Source organism: Lactobacillus colini, from assembly GCF_017874575.1.
Classification (GTDB): domain Bacteria; phylum Bacillota; class Bacilli; order Lactobacillales; family Lactobacillaceae; genus Lactobacillus; species Lactobacillus colini.
In genome coordinates this window covers 47,306-64,154 of sequence record NZ_JAGGLU010000012.1, presented here as the reverse complement: position 1 = coordinate 64,154, position 16,849 = coordinate 47,306, and the positions used below count along the sequence as shown (strand labels likewise).

At 32.7% G+C, this 16,849-nt stretch carries 17 protein-coding genes; 9 read left to right on the top strand and 8 right to left on the bottom strand.

Annotated elements, in window-relative coordinates:
• Positions 1-82 precede the first annotated feature (82 nt).
• From J2Z60_RS10960 to J2Z60_RS09205, 5 genes are all read right to left on the bottom strand, one after another.
• Positions 83-232 (bottom strand): IS3 family transposase, encoded by a 150-nt coding sequence (locus J2Z60_RS10960; protein WP_245328787.1) that lies wholly within the window; start codon positions 230-232, stop codon positions 83-85.
• A 93-nt stretch (positions 233-325) separates the two neighbouring features.
• Entirely contained in the window at positions 326-868 is a 543-nt protein-coding gene (locus J2Z60_RS10955) for an IS3 family transposase (RefSeq protein WP_342590251.1), read from the bottom strand.
• Between the two features lie 63 nt (positions 869-931).
• Entirely contained in the window at positions 932-1,117 is a 186-nt protein-coding gene (locus J2Z60_RS10950) for a hypothetical protein (protein ID WP_245328784.1), read from the bottom strand.
• A gap of 76 nt (positions 1,118-1,193) precedes the next feature.
• The gene (locus J2Z60_RS10945; RefSeq protein WP_245328783.1) at positions 1,194-1,433 is read right to left on the bottom strand and encodes a hypothetical protein; all 240 of its coding nucleotides are present in this window, start codon (positions 1,431-1,433) and stop codon (positions 1,194-1,196) included.
• Between the two features lie 229 nt (positions 1,434-1,662).
• Entirely contained in the window at positions 1,663-2,643 is a 981-nt protein-coding gene (locus J2Z60_RS09205; RefSeq protein WP_209687406.1) for a LacI family DNA-binding transcriptional regulator, read from the bottom strand.
• A 173-nt stretch (positions 2,644-2,816) separates the two neighbouring features.
• Between J2Z60_RS09205 and J2Z60_RS09200 the strand changes: the two genes are divergently transcribed.
• From J2Z60_RS09200 to abc-f, 6 genes are all read left to right on the top strand, one after another.
• The gene (locus tag J2Z60_RS09200) at positions 2,817-3,470 is read left to right on the top strand and encodes a ribulose-phosphate 3-epimerase (RefSeq protein WP_209687405.1); all 654 of its coding nucleotides are present in this window, start codon (positions 2,817-2,819) and stop codon (positions 3,468-3,470) included.
• Between the two features lie 2 nt (positions 3,471-3,472).
• Positions 3,473-3,988 (top strand): ribose 5-phosphate isomerase B, encoded by a 516-nt coding sequence (gene rpiB / locus J2Z60_RS09195; protein WP_209687404.1) that lies wholly within the window; start codon positions 3,473-3,475, stop codon positions 3,986-3,988.
• A gap of 17 nt (positions 3,989-4,005) precedes the next feature.
• Positions 4,006-4,257 carry a hypothetical protein gene (locus J2Z60_RS10940; protein ID WP_245328782.1) on the top strand — a complete coding sequence of 84 codons (252 nt, stop codon included), beginning with the start codon at positions 4,006-4,008 and terminating at the stop codon, positions 4,255-4,257.
• Positions 4,254-5,291: a PTS sugar transporter subunit IIC gene (locus J2Z60_RS09190; protein ID WP_245328781.1), complete on the top strand. Its 1,038-nt coding sequence runs from the start codon at positions 4,254-4,256 to the stop codon at positions 5,289-5,291. The genes J2Z60_RS10940 and J2Z60_RS09190 overlap by 4 nt, the downstream gene beginning before the upstream one ends.
• Before the next feature lie 2 nt (positions 5,292-5,293).
• A complete protein-coding gene (locus tag J2Z60_RS09185; protein WP_209687403.1) occupies positions 5,294-6,811 on the top strand; it encodes a glycoside hydrolase family 1 protein in 1,518 nt (505 codons plus the stop codon).
• 537 nt (positions 6,812-7,348) lie between these two features.
• Positions 7,349-8,845: a ribosomal protection-like ABC-F family protein gene (gene abc-f / locus J2Z60_RS09180; protein WP_209687402.1), complete on the top strand. Its 1,497-nt coding sequence runs from the start codon at positions 7,349-7,351 to the stop codon at positions 8,843-8,845.
• A gap of 37 nt (positions 8,846-8,882) precedes the next feature.
• Here the strand turns inward: abc-f and cls are convergent, their stop codons facing one another.
• Positions 8,883-10,373, bottom strand: coding sequence for a cardiolipin synthase (gene cls, locus J2Z60_RS09175; RefSeq protein WP_209687401.1), 1,491 nt, complete (start codon positions 10,371-10,373; stop codon positions 8,883-8,885).
• Between the two features lie 153 nt (positions 10,374-10,526).
• Here cls and J2Z60_RS09170 point away from each other — a divergent pair, with 153 nt between their 5' ends.
• From J2Z60_RS09170 to J2Z60_RS09160, 3 genes are all read left to right on the top strand, one after another.
• Entirely contained in the window at positions 10,527-11,483 is a 957-nt protein-coding gene (locus tag J2Z60_RS09170; protein WP_209687400.1) for a thymidylate synthase, read from the top strand.
• A 10-nt stretch (positions 11,484-11,493) separates the two neighbouring features.
• Positions 11,494-12,000, top strand: coding sequence for a dihydrofolate reductase (locus J2Z60_RS09165; RefSeq protein ID WP_209687399.1), 507 nt, complete (start codon positions 11,494-11,496; stop codon positions 11,998-12,000).
• Between the two features lie 226 nt (positions 12,001-12,226).
• Positions 12,227-13,891 carry a YSIRK-type signal peptide-containing protein gene (locus J2Z60_RS09160; protein ID WP_209687398.1) on the top strand — a complete coding sequence of 555 codons (1,665 nt, stop codon included), beginning with the start codon at positions 12,227-12,229 and terminating at the stop codon, positions 13,889-13,891.
• 411 nt (positions 13,892-14,302) lie between these two features.
• On the opposite strand, the gene J2Z60_RS09155 is transcribed toward J2Z60_RS09160, so the two are convergent.
• A complete protein-coding gene (locus J2Z60_RS09155) occupies positions 14,303-15,133 on the bottom strand; it encodes an energy-coupling factor transporter transmembrane component T family protein (RefSeq protein ID WP_209687397.1) in 831 nt (276 codons plus the stop codon).
• 2 nt (positions 15,134-15,135) lie between these two features.
• Positions 15,136-16,848, bottom strand: a complete 1,713-nt coding sequence (locus tag J2Z60_RS09150; RefSeq protein ID WP_209687396.1) for an ABC transporter ATP-binding protein — start codon at positions 16,846-16,848, stop codon at positions 15,136-15,138.
• Position 16,849: the final 1 nt, after the last annotated feature.

Genomic DNA, 16,849 nt, shown 5'->3' with positions numbered 1-16,849 from the left:
TAAGCGCTTCATCTTACTTTTATTTTAAGTAAAAATAAAAGTGCTAGGCAATTATTCCGTCGAATAACTACCTAACACTAAGTTAGTATGTTTTTAGTATAGATTTTATTCTCTTAGTGTTGTAATAATTAATATATTCTCTAATAGCTTGTTCTAATTCATCTAAGTTTTTAAAGTTCTTCTCAAAACCGTAGAACATTTCTCTTTTGAGTATGCCAAAGAACCCCTCCATCATGCCATCATCTAAAGAGTTACCTTTGCGTGACATACCTTGAGTAATACCATGGTTTTTGAGCCAATTTTGGAAGAGTGATTTTTGATATTGTCAACCTTGATCAGTATGGAAGATCAAGCCATTAAGTGATGGATACTTCTTGTATGCATGTTCTAACATATCCATTACTTGTTTTAAAACAGGTCTGCGGCTGAGAGTATAAGAGATGATCTCTTGTGTGCAACCATCCATGATTGGCGATAAATAAAGCTTTTCACCATTTAAATGAAATTCTTTCACGTCTGAATACCACTTTCTATTCGGCATCACGGACTTGAAACTGCGTTTGATTAGATTAGCTTTGATTTTACCTACAATTCCACGATAGCTTGAATATTTATACTTACGTCTAATGGCAATGACATATAAGTACATTTTAGTCATTAGACGCTTTACTTTTTTATGATTAATTTTAAGTCCTTCATGTTGAAGCTGCGCAGTAATTCTTCTATAACCATAGCGATGTTTGTGCTCTTCATATACTTCTTTGATCCTCTCCATGATCTTTCGGTTTTTTCTATCTTTATCATCATGTCCTTGAACATAGTAATAATTACTTCTGGATAGATGTGGAAGGTCAGGCTTAGAATTGATAACTTTGAGAACAAAAACTTACAGTCACGTGAAGTTCTCGCCTTAGCTGTGTGACTGCAGAAACTATTTCTTGTGCTTTTGGTTTCTGGTTCTTTGTGCTACTAAGGCGTCTAATTCTTTTATAAATTCGTTCTCGACAGTAAGCTCTAAATTCTTCTGTTTGAGATTTTTGATTTGCTTTTGAAGTTCTTGGATCTGTTTGTCTTTGTCCTGCATTGGGTTTTCTGTCTTTCTGATGATTAATGACATTATACCCATCTTTTTTGTATTTGCGAAGCCAATTACGAAGCATTCCATCACTTGGTAAAGCAAGATCTAGTGCTATTTATTGTATCGTTTCAGCACAATACAGCATACGTTTTATTGCCTTCTCTTTAAACTCAATTGAATAGTTAGTATATGACCTATTTAAGACGTCTAATCCATGTTTATCAAGTAGCCTAACCAAATACCTAACTACACTAGAAGCTATTTTATATTCTTTGCTTAATGATTCAGCTGACTTTTTATAATTTTTCCAATTATTATAAATATCGATTTTATCTTGCTTAGTTAATTTAGTCATAATAAAACCTCGAAATTCTGATACAATCCCACTAAATAAAGTTAAAGATCAATTTTCAGAAGAAATAGAAATTGCCCTTAATCATTTTATCAAAGTCTTACCTAATTTCATTCAAAATCAGCTGCAAGCAGTAGCGTAGGAAAACTAATTTAGAGGCAAAAAAGCCGGGCCTGACAAGAGGTCCAGCTAATTTTGGTGCTTTCAAGTTTTAGTTATGAGTTATTTTTGTCTAATATGTTGAATTTCTTTTGACTAAATGTGTAGCAATTAATATTTGTTGACCTAAATTAGGAAAATTTTGAATGCGCTTTAATATATTTTCGACAGCAACTTCAGCAATTTCTTCAATGTTTTGAGAAATTGTAGTAAGAGAAGGCTCTATAACTTTTGCAGATGGAATATTGTCAAATCCAATGACTTGTATATCTTCAGGAATCCGGATTTTCATAGCCTTTAAAGTCATAATTGCAGTAATGGCTAAATTATCATTAATAGCAAAAAAAGCATCAGTATATGGATGAATATCAATAAATTCTTTAATACTATGATTATTAGAATAATAAAGTACATTTGAATCAATATGTCTTTGATCCAAGGTTTGTTTAAATCCTTCTAATCTAGCTTTAATTGATGTACTTAAATTCTTTTTTTCCATAATAATTGCAGGATGTATACTATGTCTACTTAATAAGTAATTTGTTGCATCGATTGCTCCTTGTTTATGATTAGACGAAATAAAAACGGTTTCATTAATATTCTTGGGGGACCGATCAATACATATGTAAGGAATAGATTTTAATGAGCTTTTAAAAGTAAAGCCTTGTCGGTAAGAACCAGAGATAACTATAATACCATCGACTTTTTTATTTTCAAGCATAGTTAAATATGCTTTTTCTTTTTTTTCATTTTTATCAGTATTACAAATAAAAGTTGAATAGTGTTTCTCAAATAGTTTTTCTTCAATTTTCTGTACTAAATTTGCAAAAAAAGAATTTTCAATATCTGGAACTAAAATACCGATAGTGTGGGTAATATTGGTACGTAAGCTTTGCGCACTAGTATCAATTTTATAATTTGTTTCTTTAATAATTCTAAGTACTTTTTCTTTTGTTTGTTGAGAATATTTTCCTTTATTGTTGATTACTCTAGATACTGTAGCGACAGATACACCAGCAAGTTTAGCGATATCTTTAATAGAATATGTTTCCATTTTTATCAACTCCAACTTAAGTCTAAAGATAGTATATCATAGCGTGTTTAGGGTAAACGATTACTCAATTTTTAACAAAAGCGTTTACATTATTATAAATTAATGCTATTATAGTTGCAGAACATAAATAAGGTAATCGATTACCTATAAAAAGGGAGGAAAGGAGAAAGAAAATGGTTTTGATATTAAGTCCTTCCATGATGTGTGCAAAATTCAGTTATTTAAGCTCAGAGGTAGATAGCTTAAATAAAGCGAATATAGATATTTATCATATGGATGTAATGGATGGTAGATATGTTCCTAACTTTGCATTAGGTCCTGAAGATATTTCTACAGTGAGAAAAAATACTAATAAAAAGTTAGATGTCCATTTGATGATTGAAAATCCAAGAAAATACGTAAAATTTTTTAGTGATTTAGGCGCAGATATTATTTACTTTTGTCCAGATGCAGAGCAACAATCTGCTAGAACAATTGATGATATTCATGCGCAAGGTAAAAAAGCAGGAATTGCTGTTAATACAGGTACTTCTTTTGAAACAGTAAAAGAACTTTTACCAGAAGTAGATTATGTATTAGTTATGACAGTTCATCCTGGCTTTGCCAGTCAACCATTTCAAGAATCTGTAATTCCAAAATTGAGAAAATTTGCTGAAGAAAAAGAAAAGTATGGTTATATTCTTGGAATTGATGGCGCCGTATCTAGAGAACGAATTAAGGCTTTGCATAAATTAGGTGTTGATAATTTTGTTTTAGGTACATCAGCTTTATTTGGAAAAGAACAATCATATAAAGAAATTATTTCAGATATTAGAAAGGAAAATTAAAAATGAGAATTGCTATTGGATCAGATCACGTAGGTTTAGAGTTAAAGCCAACTATTATCGCTTATCTTGAAGAATTAGGATATGAAGTACACGATTTTGGTACAAACAGTAAAGAAAGAACGGATTATCCTATTTACGGTAAAAAAGTCGGCGAAGCTGTTGCAAGTGGTGAATATGATTTAGGAATTGTTATTTGTGGTACTGGTGTAGGTATTTCATTGGCAGCTAACAAAGTTAAAGGAATTCGTGCTTGTGTATGTAGCGATTGTTATTCTGCTAAATTATCAAGAATGCATAACAATACTAACGTTTTAGCGTTTGGTTCAAGAGTAGTTGGACCAGAATTAGCTAAGATGATTGTTAGAAATTGGTTGGATGCAAAATTTATCGGTGGCCGTCATCAAAGAAGAATTGATGAATTAAAAGCTATTGAAGAAGATGATGATGAAAAATTTGAAGAAATAAGAACTTCTACCAAATATGACGGTAAGGAGCAAAATGAAGATCAAATTATCTAGATGAGAAGGTATTCTTTATGCCAAGTATTAAAATGAAATTCTTCGATACAATGGAGAATAAAATGCAGAAGATTACTGGACCAATGGCAAGGTTTTCTAATCTTAAAGTAGTTCAAGCAATCGTAAATGGACTTATGGGGACAATGCCAATCATTTTATCTGGTGCCTTTTTTATGATTCTATATGTTTTAGGTTCACCAAGTATAGGAACAAGTGGCAAGGCATTAATACCATTTTTAACTCCATTAGCTTCTAATTTCTATGGATGAATACATTAACTTTAAGCTTTATGTCGTTGTATGCTTCATTTACTATGGCAACATATTATGGTGCAAGCTTAGATTTGGATAAGCTGTCTTCTGGTACCATAGGTATAGCAACATTCTTGGTATTTACATTAGGAGGACTAGATAAGTCTGGTGGTATTGAAATTACTGCTTTTAGTTCTAATGGATTATTTGTAGCTATCATAACTAGTATTTTTAGTGTTAGAGTTCTTTGGATATTTAAGAAATATAATATTGGTATTAAAATGCCAGCTTCAGTTCCACCAGCAATAGGTAAGTCGTTCTCAGCATTACTACCTGTTTTGGCTTCAATTATTGTAGCATGGTTTATTAGAAGTATTTGTAATTTTGATTTAGTTACTTTCTTAAACACAGTATGTCAACCATTTGTTTCAAGCTCAGAAAACATTTGGACGGCAATGTTAGTTGTTTTCATTACTTTACTATTATGGAGCTGTGGCTTGCATGGCGATGGTATTTTTCTAGGTTTGTTTACTCCATTTGGACTTCAATGGTTAGATCAAAATGCTAAATTAGTTGCTAAAGGAGTTTCTTCAACACAACTGCCACACGTTTTAGCAGGATTAGGTAATACAGGATTAATCAGAATGACTGTTTGGACAGCAGCTGTTTGGCCATTAGTAATTTTTATGCTAATTAGTAAGAATAAGTTTTTAAAGAAATTAGGTGTAACAGCAGGTATACCAGCCATATTCACAATTGTTGAACCAGTTATTTATGGCTTGCCAATTGCATTAAATCCTTACTTGATAATCCCATTCGTTTTTAGTGGAACTATTTCTACTGGAGTTGGATATTTATTGATGTCTTCTCCATGGATGGGTAAATTCTTTGTTGCTATTCCATGGGCAACTCCTCAATTTTTGTTAGGGCCTTTAGGAACGGGAGATATTAAGACTATATTAATTGTAATTATTTCATTTGTAATTGGCTTGCTATGTTATCTACCATTCTGGCCAATTTATGTAAAATCATTAGAGAAGAAGGCTGAATAAATATGACTAAGAAAAATACAACTATTCCTGATAATTTTCTCTGGGGTGGCGACATTAGCGCAGCCCAAATCGAAGGTGCTTGGGATGAAGATGGAAAATCACCTGTTGAAGTAGACTATTATCTAGGTGGGGATGTTAATACTCCAAGATATGCTTACATTGTTAATGATGAAGGTGATGAAAAAAAGGTCTTACAATGGAGTGGCCAAATTCCTAAAGGATATAAATATACTTTAAAAGTGGGCAAAATATATCCTAACCATTTTGGGACAGACTTTTATCACCATTACAAAGAAGATATTAAATTGCTTTACGAAATGGGTTTTAAAGCATTGAATCTTACATTATCTTGGGCACGTATTTTGCCCCAAGGTATTGCAGGAGGAGTAAATAAAAAAGGTGTAGAATTCTATAGGAATGTTTTACTAGAATTAAAGAAATATAATATTGAACCAATCTGTATTTTGTATAAATACGATATGCCTGCCTTTTATGTAACTGATTTTGGAGGTTGGTCAAATAAGAAGCTAATTGATGAATATTATGAATTCTGTCGAATTTGTATGACTGAATATAAAGATTTAGCCAAGCATTGGGTAACTTTTAATGAAATTAACATTTTAACATTGGTAAATGATGGTAATGCGAATACAACTATAAAGGATACCCAACGTGTTTATGAAGAAACTCATAATCAATTGGTTGCTTCTGCTAGGGTGGTTTCTTTGGGACACAAGGTTAATCCTGAATTTAAGGTGGGATGTATGGTTGCAGGCACTGCAGCTTATCCATTAACTCCTAAACCAGAAGATGTTTTAGCTACCCAAAAATTTATGGAAAAGAACTTCTATTATTTTAGTGATGTTATAGTCAGAGGAGAATATCCATATTATTCTAAAAATATTTGGAATTCTCTTGGGATAGATCTTAAGGTTTCTGACGAAGATATAAAGTACTTAAAAGATGGTAAAGCAGACTTCTTAGGCTTCTCATACTATATGAGCAGTTGCGTTTCAAATGATCAATCGGGAAACAGTAATGGTAACTTAGTTAGTGGTGAAAAGAATCCATATTTAAAAGAATCAGAGTGGGGTTGGCAAATTGACCCTATGGGCTTACGTTGGTTCTTAAATGAGTTGGCTCAACGCTATGACAATTTACCACTAATGATTCTAGAAAATGGATTAGGCGCTCGTGATACTCTTACTGAAGATAAGCATGTACATGATCAATATCGTATTGATTATATGCGGGAACATATTAAGGCGGTTGAAGCCTCTTTAAATGATGGTGTAAACATAATGGGGTACACAATGTGGAGCTGCATAGATTTAGTTTCAATGGGAACAGGACAATTAAGTAAGAGATATGGATTTATTTATATTGAGGTTAATGAGGATGGAAGTGGTAGTTTTAATAGATATAAGAAAGATTCATTTTATTGGTTTAGAAATGTTCTAAAATCAAATGGTCAAAATTTAGAGTATGTAGTTCCTGATTATAATAAATTAGTGCATTAATACATCCAGTGTTAATGGAATTGCAAAATGTTTTATAGTGACTTGAGATTAGCTAACCCTTGTGGTTAGCTTTTTGATTGTCATCTAGCAGAAATTAGTGAACTAGTATCCCTTTTTTGTTCAATTTGCGATATACTTTTCATAGCGTAAGCTCATCTTTATGTTTTTTTTTACTTAAAGTATAATGCAAGGGTCTTGCGTTTTTTATTTTTGTAAAGAAAAAACCAAAAAACACGCGGAAAGAGCGTAATTTTTAGCTTTCAAGTTTCAGTTTTTTATGTTGAAAATTTAATTTTGAAATGATAATATAGGCTGTATCAATTGAAATCTAATTTTGTGAAAGAAGGATTGTCCATTGCGTTCATTAATTTTCTAAAAATGTATTAGTTAAATAGCTGTTTTATTTAGACGGAGAAACTATACACTTTTAGTTAATTAATGGATAAGGGCTATCCTTCTTTTTGTATGCTCAATTTTTCAAAAAGAAGAAGTTTATCTTTTTGACTATAAGTGTAATCTCCTTTTTGAGGTGATTTAATGAGCAATATAACAATTAAAAATTTTTCTTTCAGATATGAAGATAGAAGTGAGAATATCTTCAACAACTTAAATCTTGATTTAGATAGTAGTTGGAAGCTGGGATTGATTGGAAGAAATGGTCGGGGTAAGACAACCTTTCTTAATTTGTTACGTAATAAATTGAGTGGTACGGGTATAATCCAGACTAAGCTTAACTTTTCTTATTTTCCCATTGAAATAAAGGATCCTAAAAATATCACTCTTTTTGAACTTCAAAATCAGACTGGCTTTGAAGAATGGCAATTGCGTAGAGAGCTGAATTTAATGGGTGTAGACCCTGATATTATTTGGCAGACATTTAATACTTTAAGTGGCGGTGAACAAACCAAGGTATTACTGGCTTTATCATTCACAGATAAATATTCATTTTCCTTGATTGATGAGCCTACTAATCATTTAGATGAAAAAAGTCGTTTGGAAATGGTTAGCTATCTAAAAAATCATCAAAGTGGTTATATTTTAGTTAGTCATGACCGAAGCTTTTTAAATAAGACAACTGACCATATTTTGGCTATTGAAAACACTGAAATCCACTTATATCAAGGAAACTATGCCAGCTATGAGGATACCAAAAATAAACGTGATAGTTTTAACGAAGCTAAAAATCAAAAATTGCATAGTGAAATTTCAAGTTTAACAAAAAGTGCACGTAGGGTACGTCAATATTCTGAAAAATCAGAAAAGCAAAAGTATTATAGCAATCATACTAATGAACCGATGGGTATGTTTGATAGAGGGTACATTGGTCACAAAGCTGCAAAAATTATGAAAAAATCCAAAAACATGGAGCGCCATATTAATCAAAAAATAAGTGAAAAAAAGGATTTATTGACTAATATAGAGAAAGCTCCAGATTTAAAAATGAATTTTGTGCCTAATTATCACGATGTTTTATTAGAAATAAAGGATCTAGAATTAGCCTTTGGTTCAAAAAAGTTATTTTCTGATTTGAACTTAACTATTCATAACCATGGTATAGTTAGCTTAGAAGGGAGAAATGGTTCAGGTAAGTCAACATTGTTACATCTGCTATTAAAAGAGAAAACAGAAGTAAAAGAGACAGGTAAGTTGTTTTTAACTAGTGGCTTAAAGATATCATACTTGCCGCAAAGCTTTTCTAAATATCATGGAAGCTTAGAGGATTTTTCTAAAAAAGAAAAAATTGATTACACGATGTTACTAAACACACTCAAAAAGCTGGGCTTTCCCAGAGAAAATTTTTCAGTTGCAATTGAAGATATGAGCATGGGACAGCAGAAACGTGTTGCACTTGCTAAGTCACTGGTAGAACCGGCAAATTTATATTTATGGGATGAACCAGCGAATTATTTAGATGTTTTTAACCAAGATCAATTGATTAAACTCTTAAAGAGAGTTCAGCCTGCAATGCTATTAATTGAACATGACCAATACTTTATCGAGCAGGTATCAAGTTCTAGGATTAAACTTTATTAAAAAGCGCTCTAGCGATATGCTAGGGCGTTTATTACTCTTATAATATTGGAGAAAGTAGCCTAGAAAAGTATTGCTTAAACTTGTGCCAATTAGACTGTTGATTAAAGTACTCATTAGTCAGTAAAGTACTTTTATTAATGTCCGTTTCAAAGATCTGTTTTAATTTTTGAGTTAATTCCTCACTATAAGTAAAGGCATTAACTTCAAAGTTAAGCTTATAACTTCTAAAATCTTGATTAGCTGAACCGATGGAAGCTATATTAGAACCACTGACCATTGTCTTAGCATGAATAAAGCCATTATTGTACTTGTAAACTTTAATTCCTTGACTAGTAAGATATTTAGCGTAATATTCAGTAGCTCTGTAAACAAAGGGATGATCTGGCATGCAAGGAATCATGACTCTAACATCAATCCCGCTTTTAGCAGCAATAACTAAGCTTTCTAGTATTGAGTCGCCAGGAATTAGGTAAGGCGTTTGAATATAAACATAATCTTTAGCTTGGGCAATGATTTCTTCGTAGCCACGACGAATTCCAAAGTTTTGATTATCAGGTCCTGAAGATACGATTTGCATTGTAACAAGTTGATTATTATCAATAGGTGTTTCTAAGCTAAAATTGTTGATTTCATTTTCAATACTATATGGCTGTATTTTAGTTTTTCGGCAGGTAGTATTCCAATCCATTGCAAAGCGAATTTCCATCATGATTGCAGCTTGGCCTGCTACTCGAAGATGGGTATCACGCCAATGGTGAAATTTGGAACTCTTATCAATATATTGATCGCCTATATTAAAACCGCCAATGTAGCCAATTTTGTGGTCAATAATGACTAGCTTACGATGGAGATGATAATTAAGCCGAGGAGTAGTGAAGCGATACTTACCTGAACTAGATATAAAAGCTTGTGCTTGACCACCAGCCTCTCTAAGGGGATCAAAAAATTTATAGCTAGTACCGTGCGATCCGCTTGCGTCATATAAGACCCGCACATTAACACCACGCTTAGCTGCCGCAGTTAGGGCATTAAGGATGCGCCTGCCTAATGAATCGTTATAAAAAGTGTAAAATTCAAGATTGATAGTTTCTTGAGCATGATTAATATTGTCAATAATATTATCAAAGAGAGTGGGACCGTCAGTAAACACATTAACATTGTTATTAAATGTTAGAATAGCATCGTCGTTATTTAAGTTTAAATTGACAAGTCGGCGAATTCTTGGTTGTCGATCATCTTTAGGAAGCAGATCATGTTCTTTTAGAAGTTGATGTTGTTGGTGTAGAAAGTTATCGCGTAGCCGCTTTTGTTCTTGCTTGATGATAAAAATATCATCATTTGATAATTGACGACCAACAAATAGGTAAAGTACAAAGCCAATAAATGGAAAGATTGTAAGTACTAAGAGCCAAGCCCAGGTTGAAGCAATATCTCTGCGGCTTTTAAATACTGTCCAAATGGCAAAGCCTACATTAATTAACCAAAGAATCTCAATGATGCGGCGAATAACATCCCATGTCCAAACCATAAAAAACTTCTCCTTTAAAAATTATTTAATAACGGGTTAATTCTATCACAGATGAATGTTGCTATGAAAAATTGTTTTTTTATTTCTTTTATCACACAAAATATTGTAGACTAGATAGTGCTTAATACTAGATATTGAATATAGGAGATAAATATGGCAAATTTAGAGCAACCTTATTTAGATTTGTTAAGAAAAATTATGAATCAAGGTCATGATAAAGATGATCGGACGCAGACAGGTACGCGCAGTATCTTTGGGGCACAAATGCGCTTTAACTTAAGCAAAGGCTTTCCTTTATTAACTACAAAAAAAGTGCCATTTGGATTAATAAAAAGTGAATTGTTGTGGTTCTTACATGGGGATACTAATATTAGATTCTTACTTGAACATAATAATCATATTTGGGATGAGTGGGCTTTTAAAAATTGGGTAGAAAGTAGTGAATATCAAGGCCCTGATATGACTGACTTTGGTTTGCGTAGTCAAAAAGATCCAGAGTTTAATCAAATTTATCAAGAAGAACTGAAGAAATTTGATCAGCAAATTTTAGATAATGATGAGTTTGCTAACAAATATGGTGAGCTGGGTAATGTCTATGGTGCACAATGGCGTCATTGGGAGAAACGAGATGGTGATTTCATTGATCAAATAAAAAATGTTATTGACCAAATTAAACAAACACCATATTCTCGACGTTTAATCGTTACAGCTTGGAATCCTGAAGATGTGCCAACTGCAGCTTTGCCACCATGTCATGTTCTATTTCAATTTTATGTCAATGATGGTAAGCTGAGCTTGCAATTATATCAACGTTCTGGCGACATGTTCTTGGGTGTGCCGTTTAATATTGCCAGTTATTCATTATTGTTAAATTTAGTTGCTAGAGAGTGTAATTTGGAAGTCGGGGAATTTATTCATACTTTGGGGGATGCTCATATTTATAGTAATCACTTTAATCAAGTAAAAGAATTATTAAGTCGGAATCCCTATGATGCACCCCAATTATGGCTTAATCCTGATAAAAATAAGATTGCAGATTTTGAAATGAAAGATATTAAAGTGAAGAATTACCAGCACCATGGGACAATTAAGGCGCCGGTAGCTGTCTAGAGGTTATATAATGATAAGTTTTGTGTGGGCTGAAGATGAAGCAGGGAATATTGGCTATCAGGGTAAGTTACCCTGGCACTTGCCAGCTGATTTGCATCATTTTAAAGAAAAGACAATTGGTCATTCAATGGTAATGGGAAGAAAGACTTTTGATAGTTTTCCGGGAATTTTACCTAATCGTCAGCACGTGGTATTGACCCATAGTTTAAAATTTAAAGAAAAATATCAAAATGATTCTCGAGTAAAAGTGTTTACTAATATTATTGATTTAAAAAAATGGCTCAACAAGCAAGTTAATGATGTTGCTGTTATCGGTGGAGCTAGTTTATTCAAAGAGTTAGAAGATGAAGTAAATATCTTAGAAAAAACAGAAATACACCACCATTTTAAGGCTGATGTAAAGATGATACCAATTAATTATAAAAAATTTGAGTTAATTGATAAGCAGGCACATCATGCCGATGAAAAAAATAAGTACGACTATACTTTCTTAACATACAAAAAGAAGCTGAATTAGTTTTCAACTTCTTTTTTTAACGATAATTTTAAGCCGTTGTGAAAATAATTCTAACAGTTACTATTATTCTTAGCTGCAAAGGCTATAAATTATTTAATTACATCAACTATAATTTGAGATATGAGGGTTAAAAAATCTTAACCCTTTTTTTATTGCTATCAGAGTATGGAATATCCTATAATATAAGCGTTGAATAGTTTTTAACGATATTCGGAGGAATTCAACATTGAAAAAAGAAGAAAAGAAACTTAGGTTTTCAATTAGAAAATTCGCCATTGGTGCAGCATCTGTTGCCATTGGCGCAACTTTACTTGGTGTAGCTGGGCAAGGCCAAGTAGTTCACGCTGCGGATAATACTGCAACTGTTTCAAGTTCAAATACTCCTAGCCAGGGATCACTTAAGATTAATAATATGTCAGTTAATATGAGTGATGCTGAGTTTGCTAAAATTAACGATGTCGGCTTTTTCAATAGCGGTACTAATGCTCAAATCGTGATTGATTTTGCTAAGCAAGTGCAAAGTGATAATCCTGGATATGAAGTATCTGCTGATGCAATTGATGGTGAGGTTATTGTTAAGAAGGATAATACTACCGTTCAAACTATCAAGGTTGCAGAATATTTAACAAATTCAACAAGCTCATTGACTAATGTTAAATTTGTTACCCCTAATACTAGTGAAGATTTACATATTCCAGTTAAAGTTAAAAGTTTAACTTCACTAACTGATGACGAATTTAATCAAGTGCAAAGCTTAATTAAGTCTTTAAATTCTAATGTTGAATCTGTTACCCAATCAGGTACTAAGGTAATTATTAAATTTAGTGATGGTTCAACTAAGAATTTATCTAATAAAGCCTTGGTAAATGAAGGTTGGATCAGTACTTTTAACAGAACTGGTAGCTTAAATACTTCTGCAACTACTGTTAGTCTTCCGGATAAAAAGGTAGTTGTAAAGGATGCCAAGAATCTAACCGATAGTGAGAAAGCACAAGTAATTGAAAGCCTTGATAATGCTAACAGTGGCCTTTCTGATAGAGCAACGATCAAGGTTTCTGATAATGGTTACGTACGAGTTATTTTCAATACTAATCAAGGTGGATTTGTATGGCTTCAGCCTAGTGACATTATATCTACTGATGCAACCATTAAGGTTAATGGTACCGTTAAGGTAAAGAAGAATACACGTTTATATACTTCAACTGGTAAACTTACTAAGACCACTGTTAAGAAAAATAGCAAATGGAAGACTACTTCTAAGATAGTTATAAATAGTAAGACTTACTACCAAATCGATGCAAAAAAGAAGTGGATTCCAGCTTCTAGGGTTACTTTTACAGCAACAAAGAAAGCTACTACTTCTAAGAAGTCTAAGGCTACTTACCCAGCTTATTCAGCTACTGTAGTCCTTAACAATAATGTTAAAAAAGTATCGCTTTATGATTATAAGCTGAAGAAGGTAACTGCTACACTTTCTAATGTTTCTTATATCTACACTACTAATGTCAAAAAGGTAAATGGCAAGATTGTAGCTTACCGTTACAAGAGTAATCAATGGATTAAGGCTGAAGATGTTGCTAGTGTAGCTAAAGGACACCACAAGCCAGCTGCTAGTTCTAAGAACTCAACTTCATCTAAAACTAGCAAATCTACTACTAAAAAGTCTAGTTCAACCAAAGCTCCTAAAATGACGGCAACTAATCAAACTTGGAAGATTGGTTGGCCAACTAGCAAGGCTTACTTAATGGATGCTTCAGGCAAGAAAGTTAAAAATATTGCTTATGGTAAGACCGTTAAAGCTGTAGCAGTAGGAACTATTAATGGTAAGCGCGCATGGAAGTTAAGTGATGGTAATTACATCTATGCCATGTTCCTTGTACCAGTAAAGTAATTATAGATTAAATTGTTCATAGACCTAAACTAACTAATTAAAGCTTTTAGCTAATAAGATTAATTTTATGCGCAAACATAATACTTGAAGGGTATTGCTCAAGGTGAATTTTTCGATATTAAATTTACGTAAAAAAGTTAATTTTACCAACGAAAAGCAATATAATTATTAATATAGAGATACATTTAAATTCAATCTTGGAAACTTTTAAGAAAAAATATTAGCTTTTGTTAGTTTATATAACCGCAAATCTAATAATGATTCTTAAATCTGACATAGTCAGGGAAAAGAGTGAGTTTAACTGTATATAAGACAAGAGAGCTGAAACTTACCTAGAGGGTAGACAGCTCTTTTTGTTTTGCAAGCAAGTAAAAGCCACCTGTTCTAAAAATGAAGCAGGTGGCTTATTCATTAGATAAATGGATTATAAAAGCGTCCAGAATTGACTTTAAATAATATAACTACAATTATCACTGATAAGAGAGCTATTAGAATTACCAAATAATCGGCTAAATTAAATGATTGAGTTACATACCAAGTTCTTTTTTTCTTAGAGCCGAAGCGGCGTAACTCCATAGCAGTACTGATAGTGTCAATTTTATTTAAATTTGAAAAAATGAGTGGCGTTACAATATTTAAAGTACCGCGAATTTTTTGGCTTAGAGTTGCTTTTTTTGAAAGTTCGTTACCACGAGCTTGCTGAGCAGCAGATATTTCCCAATATGAAGTTTGAATATTGGGGATGTAACGCAAAGCAAGTGCAACAGCATAAGATATTTTATAAGATATACCAATACTGTTTAAACTGGATGCAAACTGGCTTGGATTAGTTGTTAGTAAAAATAGCAGGACCAGTGGGACAGAACAAATGTACTTTAGGATTAAATTCAATAAATAAAATAATTCTTGACTAGTTAACGTGAAATATCCGGCATTGACTAAAATATTTTTAGAATGATAGAGAGTTTGACCATATGTTGGCTGAAAAATAAATACAGCAATAAGATTAATTAGGGCAAATATAACAACGAATTTAACTATAAAGGAAATTTGTTTCCACTTAATATGTGCAACTTTCAATAAGATTAATGAAAAAATACAAATAACTAGCAAAAATCGAGTATCATACGTGATCATACAAGAGATAGAAACTAATAGCAAAAATATTAATTTTGTAGTTCCATTTAAAGAATGAATAAGACTATTTCCTGGTTGATAGCCTAAGATTTGTTCATCATGCATTATTATCGCTCCTGAAGATGCTTTCTTTCATCATTAATATAAGTTTGGACAAATTTGTTGGGATTAGGTAAATTGTAATGTTTAGCCAAAGTAAATAAACTTGTCCGTCTAAGCGAGGCTGCCTTAACTAAATTATCATCAGTTAGAAGTGCCAGCGGTGTGGTATCAGCAATCAGTCTTCCCTTGGCAAAGGCAAGACTGCGATTAGTATATTCCATCATTAAGTGCATATCATGTGTAATAATCATAATAGTCTTACCTTGATGATTAAGCTGATTAAGAAAGTTCATGATTTCAGTATATGTTTTCCAATCTTGACCAGCAGTTGGTTCATCTAAGATTATTAACTCGGGTTCTAGAACTAAAATTGCTGCAATAGTTATACGTTTTTTCTGACCAAAACTTAAAGCTGATATTGGCCAATGACGGAAAGGATATAGACCACAAATCTTAAGGGTTTGGTTTACACGTTCAGTGATTTGATCTTCATCTATGTGACGTAATCGTAAGCCTAGGGCTACTTCATCAAAGACTATTTTTTGTGAGATCATTTGGTTAGGATTTTGCATGACATAGCCAATTTTTTCGGCTCTTTGCTTAATTGATAGCTCGGCCAAGTCTTGATTAGCCAAGCTGATCTTACCTTCATAGTTTATAAAGCCACATATTGCCCGACATAAGGTGGTCTTGCCAGCCCCATTTTGTCCTACAATTGAGACAAAATCACCTTGTTTAATTGTGGTAGTAACATCTTTTAGTGGATAGAGTTGTTTTTTATTATAACGATGACCGATAGATTTTAAGGTCAAGAGGGGGTGTTTACTTTCATTGCTAGTATTTTCTGAATTACTTTCAATCCAATGGGATAATTGCGCACCAATCTTTGGACCCGTAGGCAGATTTTTAATCTTTTCAAGTTTCGGTATTTTATTTATGTTTATTCCTGCCTTTTTTAAGGCATCGAGGTAAAGAGGAGGTCGTACTCCAGAATCTTGTAGTTTATTTTGATGTAACAAGTTATTCGGTGTAGTATCAGCTAAAATTTTACCATCATCTATTAGAACTATGCGATCAAAATCATGACCCAATACTTCTTCAAGTCTATGTTCAATTATGATAACAGTTGCGTGAAGCGAATACTGAACTTGATCTATAACTTGCATAGTCTTCTCACCTGCTGCAGGGTCTAAGTTGGCAAGTGGTTCATCAAATAAAAGAATCGGAGATTCATCAACTAAAACACCTGCTAGTGCAACTATTTGCTTTTGACCACCAGAGAGAGCTTGTGGAGATTGTTGCAACAGGTTGTTAATATTTAGTTTTTTGGACCAGCTTTGAATAGTTTTCTGCATCTTTTCTTGTTTTTGACAGTCATTTTCAAGGGCAAAAGCAATATCTTCCCCAACTGTTAAACCAATAAATTGGCTGTCAGAATCTTGCAAGATAGTTGATGTTGTAAAAGAAAGATCAAAAATAGAAGATTGAATAATATCTTTCCCATTAATTCTGCAAGTTCCTTGAATGTCACCTTCATAGATTTCTGGTATTAAGCCATTTAAGCAGTGTCCAATAGTTGATTTCCCGCTACCTGAAGGACCAGCTATTAGTATTTTTTCACCGGCATTAATTGTTAAATTAATATCTTTAAGAGTTGCTTCAGCTTGGCTAACATATTTAAATGTAAAATTTTTAAATTCAATAATTGGCTTATTCATT